This window comes from Nonomuraea sp. LP-02 (genome assembly GCF_036289125.1).
GTDB lineage: Bacteria > Actinomycetota > Actinomycetes > Streptosporangiales > Streptosporangiaceae > Nonomuraea > Nonomuraea bangladeshensis.
Window position 1 is genome coordinate 6,610,814 of record NZ_JAXCLK010000001.1, and the last position, 11,887, is coordinate 6,622,700.

Sequence of the window (11,887 nt, forward strand, 5' to 3'; positions counted from 1 at the left end):
CGCTGTTGCAAAAAGCCAGATCATCGACGAAAGGCGCGTACTCATGGCTTTGCCGCTGTCCATCCTTGATCTGGCGCACATCGGCGACGGCGAGACGGCCGCGGACAGCTTCGCCGCCAGCGTCGCCCTGGCGCAGCGCGCGGAGGAGCTGGGCTACCGCCGCGTCTGGTACGCCGAGCACCACAACATGGACAGCATCGCCTCCTCGGCGACCAGCGTGCTCATCGCTCACATCGCCGCCCACACCCGGACGATCCGGCTCGGAGCGGGCGGCGTCATGCTCCCGAACCACTCGCCGCTGACGATCGCCGAGCAGTTCGGCACCCTGGAGACCCTGCACCCGGGCCGCATCGACCTCGGCCTCGGCCGCGCCCCCGGCAGCGACCAGAACACCATGCGGGCCCTGCGCCGCACCCCGTCGGCCGCCGACACGTTCCCGCAGGACGTGCTGGAGCTCCAGGGCTACCTGACCGGCGAGACCCGCATCCCCGGCGTCCACGCCACCCCGGGCAAGGGCACGAACGTGCCGCTGTACATCCTCGGCTCCTCCCTGTTCGGCGCGCAGCTCGCCGCCATGCTCGGGCTGCCGTACGCCTTCGCCTCACACTTCGCCCCTGCGGCGCTGGAGGAGGCGGTCACCGTCTACCGCACCGAGTTCAAGCCGTCCGCGCAGCTCGACCGGCCGTACGTGATCGCCGCGCTCAACGTCATCGCCGCCGACACCGGCGAGGAGGCGCGCGAGCAGTTCCTGGAGGCCAAGCGGCTGCGGGTGAGCAGGTTCCTCGGGCGGGGCCGTACGTTCACCCCGGAGGAGGCGGACATGATCCTCGAATCGCCCGCCGGGCAGCAGCTCCTGCAGATGATGAAGTACTCGGCGGTCGGCGACCAGGCCGAGGTCAAGGAGTATGTGGACCGCTTCGCCGAACACGCGCGCGCCGACGAGCTGATCGTCGCCTTCTCCGCCCCCGACCGGAAGCTGTGGCTGCGTTCGGCCGAGCTGCTGGCGCAGGCGTACGACCTCTGACGCCCTTGCTCAGTCCTCCGGGCGCGGTCGCTGGAGGTTGACCGCGTAAGGGCCGGTGGCCTCCGAGACCGGCGCGGGCGTCAGCCCGGCCGTGACGAGCTGCGTGCGCAGCGCGACCACCGTGCGCTCCAGGGCGCGGATCTGCGCCTGGAGGCGGCGGATGTGGTTGCGCATCGCGGTGGAGCTGCTCTGCTCGGCGAGCAGGTCGGTGCCGAGCTGCGTCGCCTGGCTCTGCACGCGCTCCATCTGCCGCTCCATCTGGCTCAGCGCGTCCTCGTAGATGATCTTCGCGCGGGTGAACGCCTCCGCGTCCACCTTGGAACGCTCCAGCTCCGCCTGCCGTTCGGCCTGCATCAGCGCGGTCTGCTGGGTCTTCCTGTTGGCGTCCGTCGCCGACTTGAACGCGAGGTAGGCCACCCCGAGGGGGACCACCGCGATGGCGATCTGGATGAGCAGGTCAGCGATCCCGGACACTACGGCCTCCTCCCCAAGGCCCGAATCACGCCGGTGTAGGTGATGCCGTCGTCGGTGTGCCAGGCGTTGACCGTCAGCGAGATCGGGAACTCGGTGCCGTCGCGGCGCAGCCCCATCAGCGGGATGACCTCGCCGGAAAGGTCGGACCTGCCCTTGGCGCGGACCCGGGCCAGCCCTTCGTCGTGCCGCACGCGGTAGCGGTCGGGCATGAGCGCCGTCAGCGGGCGGCCGACGGCCTCGTCCGTGCTCCAGCCGAACATCCTCTTGGCCTGCGGGTTCCACGACAGGATCGTGCCGGCGGAGTCGGCGACGACGACGGCGGCCCCGCCGGACACCGGCACCCGGGGCAGGTGCGCCGCCTCCGGCCAGGTGGCGATCAGCGCGATCCAGCCGCCGAACGCCAGCCAGACCGCCCCCGTCGCCCAGCCGCGCGGGTTCTGCCCGGTGAAGGTCGAGGACAGGAAGATCAGGCCGTACATCAGGAGCAGGGCGGTGGCCGCGGCGAAGGCGACCCTGTCGGACCGCATGAACGTCTGCACCAGGCACAACACGCCGACCGCGAACCAGGCGGCGGCCCAGACGGACAGCGGGGCGAGCCCGGCCAGGATCGTGAAGGCGGGCAAGGTGCGCTGCTCGGGCTCGGCGAACACCAGCGAGGCGCCGATCACCAGGCTGAGCAGCCCGACGAAGACCAGCGACGCCCCGCGCCGCCCGATTCTGCGCACCAGTCGCGCCGCCAGGTCGTCACGCACAGTGGTGATACTAATCCAGATAGTTAGCAATGGGATGGCATGATTTACCTTTCGGCTATCCAATTTCCTTCTAGGTTGTCCTTAACTCGCGAGCCTCCCAGCCGGCCCTCCGGACTATCGGCACATAACCGCCCCTGGCCCGGCCGCCCGCCGCGAGCCCCGCCCAGTCGTACGCGGCGTCCCAGGAGCCCACCACCGCGATCACCGCCCCGCCGGCCCGCTCCACGTGGCCGAGCCAGGCGAAGCGCCCGTCGGCCTCGTCGTGGTGCGTGATCCCCTCCACCATGAGCCGGAACCTCCCCGGCCCCTCGACCAGGGAGAAGGTCACGCCGGGCGTGAGCACACAGCCGGAACACGTCGCGGGCCTGCCGTTGCCGGCCAGCCGGAACCGGGGAAGCTGGACGACGGGCTCGGCCGACCTGAGCACCATCGTGGGCAAGGCGCCGCCGAGACAACGGGCATCCTCGCGAGGGATACAGGCGGGCACGTCCCGAGTATGTCACCTGCGTGACCATCAACTCACGCTGTGTCGATCTCCACCACGCGCGCCCAGGCGGGCGGCCGGTCCGGCACGTAGCCGGGGTCGTCCTCGCGCCACGACGCCCGCCGCTCCCGGGGGAACAGCCCCACCACCGTCCGGCACATCGGCCGCGCCTCCGGCCACGGGGTCTGCCCGTCGGTGAGGACCACCACGACGTCCGGCCGCGGCTCCGTCCTGAGCGCCCGCGCGAACCCCCGGCGCAGATCCGTCCCGCCGCCGCCCACCAGCGCGATCCCCTCGGCCCGGCACAGCGGCTGCACCACCCCGGCCGCCGCGTCGCACGACACCACGCTGACCAGGTCGCGCCGCCCGCCCACCGCGCGGACGATCGCCGCGACCTCCAGCAGCGCGCTGCCCAGCTCGGCGTCACTGACCGACCCCGACGTGTCCACGACCACGGCGACCCGCGGCGGCCGGCGCCGCAGACTCGGCAGGACGACGCCGGGCAGCGCGGCCGAGCGCCGCGCCGGCCGGCCGTAGGTGTAGTCCTCGCCCGCCCCCGGGCCGGAGGCGGCCGCGCGGATCGCCGCCCCGAGCAGCTCCCGCCACGGCTGGGGCGGATGGAACGCCTCTTCGGCCCACCGCCGCCACCCCTTCGGCACGCTCCCCGGGCGGCCGGCGATGCCCTGGGCCACCCGGAAGCGCACGGCGTCCCGTTCCTGCTCGCTGAGCCCGTCCGCGCCGTCCGGCCCGAGGTCCCAGACCCGGTCCAGCCCGTCGGCACCGCTGCCGCAGTCCAGCCAGGCCAGATCCTGCGTGTACGGCCCCAGCCGGAACATGCGCAGGTAGTCCTCCATGAGCTCGCCCTCGGGAAGCCCCAGGTCAGCAGGCTTGGCGGCGCCGTCCGGGCAGGCCAGCCCGTCGCCGTACACGTCGTCGTTGATCTCCAGGTCGGCGGCGATGTTCATGCGCAGCCGCTCGCCCGGCCCGGTGAGCCCCCGCTCGGCCGCGACCCGGTCGCCGCGCCCGTGGTGGTCGCGCAGCAGGTGGGAGACCTCGTGGACCCAGACCCCCGCCAGTTCCTCGACCGGGGTCGCGGCGACGAACGCCGGCGAGACGTAGCAGCGCCAGTGCCGGTCCACGGCCATCGTCGGCACCCGCCGCGACTCGACCACGTGCAGCGCGTACAGCGCCGTCGCCAGATAGGGGCGGGCGCGGGCGGCGTACAGCCGGGCGGCGAACACCTTCTCCGGCACCTTCTCCGACGTGTCCGTCATCCGCCCTGCCTCGCCGCCACCCTGGCCGCGGCCAGATCGGCCTGCCTGCCCAGGGACACCACGCCGGCGAGCCTGTCGATCGACGCGGGGACGTCCCAGTCCGCCCGCCGCAACGCGGCGAGCGTGGACGCCGGAACCACCACCAGGTCCGGCGGCCCGCTCTCCAGCGCCCGGCCCAGAACCGCCCACGCCGCGTCCCACCGCGGCTTGTCCGGACGTCTCCGCACCGCCTCCACCACGCCGTCGAGCACGGCCTGCCGCAGGTCACCGCGCTCCGGCAGCTCCGCCCCCGCGGGGTCCGCCAGCAGCGTCTCGGGATCCGGCAGGTCCATCCGGTCCATCGAGGCCAGCAGCTCCAGCCCAGGGCCGTCCCCGACAGTGCCCCTGACCAGCATGGACAGCACCTCGCGCGACGTGCCCGCCGCCGTGGCGAAGGCGACCAGGCGCAGCGCCATGTCCCAGCTCCTGGGCGAGGGCCAGGGGCCGCCGCGGCGGGCCTCGTTCTGCGGGAGCTGGTGCACGAGGGCGGGACGGGCGGCCAGCAGCCCGCACACCGCCCGCCTGGCGAACGCCACCGCCTCCTGCTTCCGCGCCGGGTCGAGCCGCGGCAGCGACGCCCGCGGCCAGGTGCCGCCGAGGCCGCGTACCACGACGTCGTGATCGTGGGCCCACTGCAGGTGCACGAACCGGTTGGCGAGCGGCGGGCTGAGCTCCCAGCCGTCGGCGGCCGACGAGCGCGGGTTGGCCGCCGCCACGATCCGTACGCCGGGGGGCAGCCGCAGGGCGCCGACCCGCCGTTCCAGCACGAGCCGCAGCAGCGCGGCCTGCACCGCCGGCGGCGCGGTGGACAACTCGTCCAGGAAGAGTAGCCCCCGCCCCTCCCGCGCGAGGTGGACCGCCCAGTCCGGCGGGGCCATCGGGACGCCCTGCGTGGCGGGATCGTCCCCCACCACCGGCAGGCCGGAGAAGTCGGACGGCTCGTGCACGCTGGCGATCACCGTCGTCAGCGGCAGGTCGAGGGACTCGGCGAGCTGCGTCAGGGCGGCGGTCTTGCCGATGCCCGGCTCTCCCCAGAGCAGGACTGGCAGGTCGGCCGCGACGGTCAGGGCCAGCGCCTCCAGCTGCGGGTCGGCGCGGGGTTCCGTGGCGGTGTCGTGGAGGAGGGCGAGCAGGTCGGCAGCGACGTCCATGGACAAGGGGATCACCTTCGAAAGTCTCGTTGTGCGGGCCGCGGCGGCCCAGGAATCAGCGCGTACGCCGGGGGGAACGGGCGGGCCTCGCAGGGGCGGGCCCGAGCTCGTCCAGCTCCGCCCGGAACAGCCCACGAGTCACCCGTCGCCGGGCCGCCCGCTCCAGCTCGTCCCGCAGTGGGCCGTCGGGCAGCGACGCACCCGGCCCGAGCAGCCGCTCGACGACGGCCAGCGCCCCGGCGACGTCCCCGTGGTCCAGCCGTCCCCGTACGTCGTCGAGCGAGCTCGGATCGCGGTGCGCCAGCTCGATCGCCGCCAGGCAGGGCAGCGGGGGGCCGCCCAGCGCCGCCAGCAGCTCCTCGCGGCGTACCTCGTCGGCCGAGTGATCCAGCGGAACGAGCACGCCGTCCACGAGCCCGACCCGGTGCAGGGCGTCACGGCACTGGACCAGCTGCATGCCGCCTTCTGCGGCACCGCTCCGCTTCGCACCCGCGTGTCCGGGTACGAGTGCTTTTGCGACGAGCGGATGCAGCCGATCGGCCTCGATCAGCCCCGCCCGCAGCAGCGCCAGGTCAGGCAGCACCCACGTCGCCGCGTCCGGCAACATCGGCAGCCCGGCACCGCCGCCTGTCGTGATTCGGGGCTCCGGCGCCGAGACATCCAGCAACAGCCGCCGCCGCCCGCCGAGCCGTACGACGACCGCGTCACCGCCCTGCCTGTCCTGCTCGCCCTGTTCGCCCTGCCCGTCCTGTCCGTCCGCCCGCAGCAGCAGCCGCGCCTCGTCCGGCCACCGATCCGCGGCGCACCCGCTCGGCAGCCCAGGGACGGGTCGCCCGCCGCCCGACCGTGTCCGCAGCTCATCCACCCTGCGTACGTCCCACAGGTGACGATGCAGGTCGAGCCGGAAACACCGATGGGGCCGCGGATGCGGATGCCCGCGCGCCACGGGCCGGTCCGCGTCCCACAGCTCCAGGCCGAACCGCTGCCCCGCCGCCGCCCGGACCGGCGGCGTACGCGCCACGAGCCGCAACCCGGGCGCGTACCTCGCGAGCGGGACGGTCAGCCCCGGCCGCAGCAGACCGTCGGGCGCGACCCGCGGCAGGTGCCAGCGCAGCAGCTCAGGAGCCAGCTGCCGGAGATCATCCCGTACGCGTGCCGCGACCTCATGCCCATGGGCGCGGGCCACGGAACGCAGGTCGAGATCGACGTCCACGCGCGCCGCGGCGCACGCCCCCGCCCAGTCGCCGACGGCACGGCGGGCGGTCGCACGTTCGATCATGGTGGGCGGCACGGCGAACTCGCGCACGCGCAGCCAGAGAAGAAGGCGAGACTCCTCGTCCGCGATCATGGAGCGCATCAGCACTCACCTTGCGCGAACGGGACCCCCAATCTGCTGAAAGAGAGGTTCATCCCGATCAGGATATAGCCACGACCCCCGTCCCGATCAAGCCAGAATCCGTCCACAATCCCAGAGCGACCTCGACGTGCCGGACGACCGGCAACAGCTCCCACGACTGGAGCCGCGACTCGACCTCCCTGACCCGGACGACGAGAGAATCACGTTGCCCGGCCGTCGTCCGAAGGCATTCCTCAACGCATTCAACGAGCTCCGCCGACGTCAACTCAGGTGAACGACGCTCCCGCCAGAACCACAACGCGAAAAGAGCGGCTTCCCGCGGAGCTCCGTACCAGTAGAAATGCGCCTGAACATTCGGATCAATTTCCCCTGCCCCCGGCACCCGCCGACCACGCTTCTTGGCCTCCCGCCGCCTCGCCGCATAAGCCCGCACCGCGACCTGCCGAGCCGCCCGACTGGCCTCGACCAGCGCCAACGCCCGCAACAGCGCTGGCTCCTCCCGCTGGAACCGGCCCGCCTTGGCCTCCAAATAGCTCAGGGTCGCCTGAAATCCGAGCGGCCTGTACAACTGCACGCAGGAGCGCAAAGCCGACACCCGCCACCGAAAAGGCAGAGCAGGATCACGCACCCTACGGGCGTAATTACCGAAGCTCACGGGGCTTATCGAACCACCGCCCGGCCGAGGGCAACAAGAGCAGAACGACCACCGCCCAGCCGAGACTGTTTCCGACGACCACCGACCGCCAGTCGACGGTGGAATAGAGAATCATGTCCACGACATCGGCGCCGACCGGCACCACCTGCATGGCGACGAACGACCAGCGCAGGTAGACCCGCCGACTGTTCCACCGGCTGAGCAGCCATCCGAGAAGGGCCGTGCTTCCCGCGACATAGGCGAGTCCGGGCAGGTACTGCCAGAGGAAGCTGGAGAAGAAAAGAGCCAGGAAGAGCCCGGCGCCCACCAGGCCGAATGCCACCTGGATCGTGATGAGGATGCGAGCCGCCTTGAGAGTGACCGACATCGGGGGTGCCTCGACGGAATTCGCCACAGCGCCATTCTGCTGGACAGGGCAACCTTCTGGCGATGCCCGTCAATGCAGCGGAACGTACGGTTCCCAAGTCACAGCGAGCACCGCCACAACCGCGAGCGCCACGGCCTGCAACGGTGGCGTACCCAGAGGACGGCGGCCCTCGACGCCGGCAGCAGGCCGACGTTCACGACCAGGGCACCGCCGGCGCTGAAAAGGCGTCCAAGTAAGCCGTCATTGTTCACACGGAAAGCCTGCCGGCCGATCGGCAAAGCCCGCCACTCGACCATTCTTCCGCCGACGCGAGGCCCGCTCCAAGGACCTCTGGGAGCGGGCCTCGCTCATCGGCGTCGGCGCCTCTCCTCAGGGAATGTAAACCTCGTAGTAGTAACCCGCCCGCCAAACGCCACCTCCGCGGAACCAGTGACAGCCGACGAGCGCGGTGTATTGACCGTTCTGCGCGGCGTCCTCAAAGGCGACGTCGCAGTCGGCCAGGGTCGGGTAGGGGCCTTGCAGGTACCAGTCCGGCGTCGGCCAGCCCGCGGTGGCCACGGCCGTGCTGGTCTGGGTGCCTGCGAAGGCGGGCGCGGCACCGATCAGGACACTGGCGCCCAGCGCCACGGCGAGCACAGCGGAACGTAATCGGCGGATCTGCATGGTGGGTGACTCCTCACATTCGGGAAGGAGAACACCTTCAAGTGATCACCGGCCACGAACAATCGTCAAGACCTTAGTCAAGGCAGCATTTTCCGCCACTGGTCAGAGCGAGCAATCGTCAAAAGCCGTGACCAAATCTGCCTTTTGCGAACTCCGAATCCGATCGTCGCACCCAACGATGATCAAGGTGATGCGGCTGCGCGGCCAGGGGACGCTTCCTCCCGATAGGCGGCGACCGCGAGCCGGACGAACGAGCGGATCAGCGGATTCGTGTCGCCCTCGTTCCACGCCACCACCGCCCGGCTCGGCGGCATGTCGATCAGCGGCACCACGGCGAGGCCGTCCGCCTGCGGGTGGTTCAGGAGAGTCATGCCGACCGTGCCGTTCCAGAGAACGGCTTGCCTGCACTCCTGGACGGCACGCACCACCGGGCCCTCCCGAGGTGCCCCTCCGTTCCAGTACGACTGCCAGACGGGGTCCGTACCCTCCGGGAACAGGAACCAGCGGCGGTCGGCCAGCTCGGCCAGCTGCACGCTGTCCCGCCCGGCCAGTGGATCGTCCGCGCGCACCAGCGCGCCCACCGGATCGGCGCGCAACTCCCGTACGGTCAGACCGGTCTCGTCGAACGGCCCGCGCGTCAGGGCCACGTCGACCAGCCCAGCGTGCAGGCCGCAGGTGGGATCGGTCAGGTCGGTCTCGCGGATGCGGACCTCGACCTGCGGGTGCTTGCGACGGTAGGCGTCGGCCAGCCGGGCCGCACTCGGGTCGGCGGTGTCCCCTAGGAAGCCCACTGTGATGACCGCGGTGCCGGCCGCCGAGGCCACGCGTACGCGCAACCGGTCGGCCTGGTCGAGCAGGGCCCGCGCCTCGTCCAGCAGCACGGCCCCGACCGGGGTGAGCGAGACGCCGGAGGGCGAGCGGTCGAACAGCGCGGCGCCGACCTCGTTCTCCAACTGCTTGATCGCCCGGCTGAGCGGCGGTTGACTCATGTGCAGCCGGGCGGCGGCCCGGCCGAAGTGGAGTTCGTCGGCGACCGCCACGAAATAGCGCAGCGTGCGTAGCTCCATGGTGCGACGATACCCGTACGGTATCGGCGGCACAGAACAGATCTTGGACAGTCGCAGTGCGCCGGCGGTGGGATCGAGACATGACCGATCAGCCAACGACCGTATCGGTGGTCGGCCCGGGCGACGGCGAGACGATCGTCCTGGGCACCACGCGACTGCGCGTCCTCGAAGACGGCAGCAACACCGGGCACCGCCTCGGAATCGCCGAATCCGTCCTCGCGCCGCACACGCCCGGACCGCCGCAGCACCGGCACGCCCAGCACGACGAGGGCTTCTACATCATCTCCGGCGCGGTGCGGTTCACGGTCGGCGACCAGGACTACGACGCGACGGCGGGAACGCTCGTGATGGTCCCGCCTGGAGCCCCGCACACCTTCGCCAACGTGACCGACGAACCGGCCGTCATGCTCAGCACGTTCACGCCCGATCTCTACGTGCAGTACTTCCGCGACCTGGAGAACATGATCGCCGGTGGCCAGACGCTAACTCCGCAGGCCAACATCGAGGCGATGCGCCGCTACGCCACCGAGCCTGCCACTCCTGGACGGACGCCGTGAACGTCGCGTACTGGATCGTCGCCGGCCTGCTCGCCCTCTTCTACCTCTACGCGGGCGGGGTGAAGGTGGTCCGGAGCCGCGAACGGCTCCGCCCGATGATGGCCTGGGTGGACGACACGCCGATGCCGGCCGTCAGGGCCATCGGCGTGATCGAGGTACTCGGCGCGCTCGGGCTGATCCTCCCGCCGCTGACCCGTATCGCCTCCTGGCTGGCCCTGGCCGCGGCCATCGGCTTCGTGATCCTCCAGATCGGCGCGACCGCCCTGCACCTGCGCCGCGGCGACCGCCAGATCGCCCTCAACATCACCCTTCTCCTCGCCGCGGCCCTCACTGTCTGGCTGGCGACGACATGGCTGTGAACAGGTGGAGGACGACGACAAGAGCTGACGAGCTGATCGCTGCCCAGCGCGCCTCCTGATCAGGGGATGTACACCTCGTAGTAGAAGCCCGGCAGATAAGGGCCACCACCGCGGAACCAGTGACAGTAGAGGACCGCCGTGTATTGACCGTTCTGCGCAGCGTCCTGGAAGGCGACGTCGCAGTCGGCCAGGGTCGGGTAGGGGCCCTGCAGGTACCAGTCCCGGGTCGGCCAGCCCCCGGCCGACCCGACCGTGGCCGTGCCGCTCTGGGCGGCGGCCAAGGCGGGTGCGGCACCGGCCAGGACACCGGCGCCCAGCGCCACGGTGAGCACAGCGGAATGTAATCGGCGGACCTTTATCGTGGGTGACTCCTCACATCCGGGAAGGAGAACACCTTCAAGTGATCACCGGCCACGAGCAATCGTCAAGACCAGTGATATGAAGGGCTGCCATACCGCGAGGGTGCTGCGAAAACCGGAGATCATTGTGTCGCGATTAGCCCGCCTGGCTTGGGCGTCCGCCCTGGCCCCTGCCGCGTACTCGACCTGGAGCGCCTGGCAGGTCGAGTACGGGTCCTCCTATGCCGCCCTCGACTGCGGAAGGTGGTTCGAGGGCGGTTTCGACTCCACTCGACTGGCGTCAGCGCTCCTGGGAGACGCCTACGGGATCGCGGACCTGGCCGTCGTATGGGGTGTGCCCTCGCTCCTCGTCCTCACGGGGTTCCTGATGTCGGCCGTCACCGGGAACGAGGCTGTCGCCGGCCGGCGGGTAGCCGGCCTGCTCGTCCTTCTCGCGATGGTCAGACCGGCCGCCCCCTCGTACGTGGCCGAGGACGGCTGCTCGATGATCCCCGTGCTGAGCGGCGAATGGTTCGCGACCGTGGCGCGCGCCTACGGGCCTGCGGAGTCGGCCCTCCTGCTCTCGGCGTTGCTGGCGCTGCTGGCCACCCGGACCGCGAGGGACACCTGGCCGAGCGGGCCGACCGGACGCCGGGCGGTGGCGTTCATCTTCGATTACTGGGTCTTCGTCGCTTTCCTGAGCCTCTTCGAGGGCGGGCTTAGCAGCCTGGATTACGGCCTCCTGAACTGGCTCGGAGTCAACGCGCCGGCATCGCTGTTCGTCGCCGTGCCCGCGTTCTTCTACGCGTTGACAGGACGGACATTCGGCAAGCGGCTCATGCGCATCCGCGTCGTCTCCGCCGACACCGGCCACTGGCCGGGCTGGCGCAGGGCCGCGATCCGCGCGCTCGGCTTCCCCGTCCTCGTCTGCGTGCCACAGTACGGGCTGGTCCTGCTCCTGGTGGACGTTCTGTGGTCGGTGGTCGACCCGGCCGCTCGCACCCTGCACGACCGCCTCGCCGGCACCCGGGTCGTACGCGACCTGCTGTAGCTGCCGCCAGACGAACCCGCGCACGCCGCTACCGCACGCTCGCCTGCCCGGACAAACACGAAGGCCCGCTCCCAGGAACCCTGGTAGCGGGCCTTGCTGCTGTGCGCGGCCGAGAGGACTCGAACCCCTAACCTTCTGATCCGTAGTCAGATGCTCTATCCATTGAGCTACGGCCGCTCGCTGCGTAAGCAAGCATAGCGGGTTTCGGAGAGTGCCTCGAACCATAAAACGCGATCTCGTGTTGGCCGTCCAGGTTCACGCAGGTCACGGCCGCA

The 11,887-nt window shown here is 71.0% G+C and carries 14 protein-coding genes and 1 tRNA gene; 4 read left to right on the forward strand and 11 right to left on the reverse strand.

All coding sequences use genetic code 11. The features are described from left to right. Positions 1-43 precede the first annotated feature (43 nt). Positions 44-1,024 (forward strand): LLM class flavin-dependent oxidoreductase, encoded by a 981-nt coding sequence (locus SMD20_RS31165; protein ID WP_329588196.1) that lies wholly within the window; start codon positions 44-46, stop codon positions 1,022-1,024. Positions 1,025-1,033: 9 nt separating this feature from the next. Here SMD20_RS31165 and SMD20_RS31170 read toward each other — a convergent pair whose 3' ends face one another. The 9 genes from SMD20_RS31170 to SMD20_RS31210 all read right to left on the reverse strand — a co-directional run bounded on the left by SMD20_RS31170 (position 1,034) and on the right by SMD20_RS31210 (position 9,307). Next, a complete protein-coding gene (locus tag SMD20_RS31170) occupies positions 1,034-1,498 on the reverse strand; it encodes a hypothetical protein (RefSeq protein WP_329588198.1) in 465 nt (154 codons plus the stop codon). Beyond that, complete coding sequence (locus SMD20_RS31175; protein WP_329588199.1) at positions 1,498-2,250, reverse strand: PAS domain S-box protein; 753 nt, start codon at positions 2,248-2,250, stop codon at positions 1,498-1,500. Before SMD20_RS31175 ends, SMD20_RS31170 begins: the two co-directional genes overlap by 1 nt. Before the next feature lie 70 nt (positions 2,251-2,320). After that, the gene (locus SMD20_RS31180; protein ID WP_329588201.1) at positions 2,321-2,680 is read right to left on the reverse strand and encodes a hypothetical protein; all 360 of its coding nucleotides are present in this window, start codon (positions 2,678-2,680) and stop codon (positions 2,321-2,323) included. An 89-nt stretch (positions 2,681-2,769) separates the two neighbouring features. Beyond that, positions 2,770-4,008: a vWA domain-containing protein gene (locus SMD20_RS31185; RefSeq protein ID WP_329588203.1), complete on the reverse strand. Its 1,239-nt coding sequence runs from the start codon at positions 4,006-4,008 to the stop codon at positions 2,770-2,772. After that, positions 4,005-5,198 carry an AAA family ATPase gene (locus SMD20_RS31190; protein WP_329588205.1) on the reverse strand — a complete coding sequence of 398 codons (1,194 nt, stop codon included), beginning with the start codon at positions 5,196-5,198 and terminating at the stop codon, positions 4,005-4,007. Before SMD20_RS31190 ends, SMD20_RS31185 begins: the two co-directional genes overlap by 4 nt. A gap of 55 nt (positions 5,199-5,253) precedes the next feature. Further along, positions 5,254-6,555 (reverse strand): hypothetical protein, encoded by a 1,302-nt coding sequence (locus SMD20_RS31195; RefSeq protein WP_329588207.1) that lies wholly within the window; start codon positions 6,553-6,555, stop codon positions 5,254-5,256. A 641-nt stretch (positions 6,556-7,196) separates the two neighbouring features. Then, positions 7,197-7,604 (reverse strand): hypothetical protein, encoded by a 408-nt coding sequence (locus tag SMD20_RS31200; RefSeq protein WP_329588208.1) that lies wholly within the window; start codon positions 7,602-7,604, stop codon positions 7,197-7,199. Positions 7,605-7,946: 342 nt separating this feature from the next. Then, positions 7,947-8,240 carry a hypothetical protein gene (locus tag SMD20_RS31205; protein ID WP_329588210.1) on the reverse strand — a complete coding sequence of 98 codons (294 nt, stop codon included), beginning with the start codon at positions 8,238-8,240 and terminating at the stop codon, positions 7,947-7,949. A gap of 182 nt (positions 8,241-8,422) precedes the next feature. Further along, positions 8,423-9,307 carry a LysR family transcriptional regulator gene (locus SMD20_RS31210; RefSeq protein WP_329588212.1) on the reverse strand — a complete coding sequence of 295 codons (885 nt, stop codon included), beginning with the start codon at positions 9,305-9,307 and terminating at the stop codon, positions 8,423-8,425. A gap of 80 nt (positions 9,308-9,387) precedes the next feature. On the opposite strand from SMD20_RS31210, the gene SMD20_RS31215 reads away from it, so the two are divergent. Then, a complete protein-coding gene (locus SMD20_RS31215) occupies positions 9,388-9,864 on the forward strand; it encodes a cupin domain-containing protein (RefSeq protein ID WP_329588214.1) in 477 nt (158 codons plus the stop codon). Further along, positions 9,861-10,223: a DoxX family protein gene (locus tag SMD20_RS31220; protein WP_329588217.1), complete on the forward strand. Its 363-nt coding sequence runs from the start codon at positions 9,861-9,863 to the stop codon at positions 10,221-10,223. The genes SMD20_RS31215 and SMD20_RS31220 overlap by 4 nt, the downstream gene beginning before the upstream one ends. Positions 10,224-10,282: 59 nt before the next feature. On the opposite strand, the gene SMD20_RS31225 is transcribed toward SMD20_RS31220, so the two are convergent. Next, positions 10,283-10,555 (reverse strand): hypothetical protein, encoded by a 273-nt coding sequence (locus SMD20_RS31225; RefSeq protein ID WP_329588218.1) that lies wholly within the window; start codon positions 10,553-10,555, stop codon positions 10,283-10,285. Between the two features lie 154 nt (positions 10,556-10,709). Between SMD20_RS31225 and SMD20_RS31230 the strand changes: the two genes are divergently transcribed. After that, positions 10,710-11,612, forward strand: a complete 903-nt coding sequence (locus tag SMD20_RS31230) for an RDD family protein (RefSeq protein WP_329588220.1) — start codon at positions 10,710-10,712, stop codon at positions 11,610-11,612. Between the two features lie 104 nt (positions 11,613-11,716). On the opposite strand, the gene SMD20_RS31235 is transcribed toward SMD20_RS31230, so the two are convergent. Next, positions 11,717-11,789 (reverse strand) — tRNA-Arg (locus SMD20_RS31235). Between the last annotated feature and the right edge of the window lie 98 nt (positions 11,790-11,887).

Bases quoted from the DNA above. Each gene is read 5' to 3' on its own strand.
- SMD20_RS31165 (WP_329588196.1), top strand. From the start codon at position 44: ATGGCTTTGCCGCTGTCCATCCTTGATCTGGCGCACATCGGCGACGGC.
- SMD20_RS31180 (WP_329588201.1), bottom strand. From the start codon at position 2,680: ATGGTGCTCAGGTCGGCCGAGCCCGTCGTCCAGCTTCCCCGGTTCCGG.
- SMD20_RS31185 (WP_329588203.1), bottom strand. From the start codon at position 4,008: ATGACGGACACGTCGGAGAAGGTGCCGGAGAAGGTGTTCGCCGCCCGG.
- SMD20_RS31190 (WP_329588205.1), bottom strand. From the start codon at position 5,198: ATGGACGTCGCTGCCGACCTGCTCGCCCTCCTCCACGACACCGCCACG.
- SMD20_RS31195 (WP_329588207.1), bottom strand. From the start codon at position 6,555: ATGCGCTCCATGATCGCGGACGAGGAGTCTCGCCTTCTTCTCTGGCTG.
- SMD20_RS31205 (WP_329588210.1), bottom strand. From the start codon at position 8,240: ATGCAGATCCGCCGATTACGTTCCGCTGTGCTCGCCGTGGCGCTGGGC.
- SMD20_RS31210 (WP_329588212.1), bottom strand. From the start codon at position 9,307: ATGGAGCTACGCACGCTGCGCTATTTCGTGGCGGTCGCCGACGAACTC.
- SMD20_RS31215 (WP_329588214.1), top strand. From the start codon at position 9,388: ATGACCGATCAGCCAACGACCGTATCGGTGGTCGGCCCGGGCGACGGC.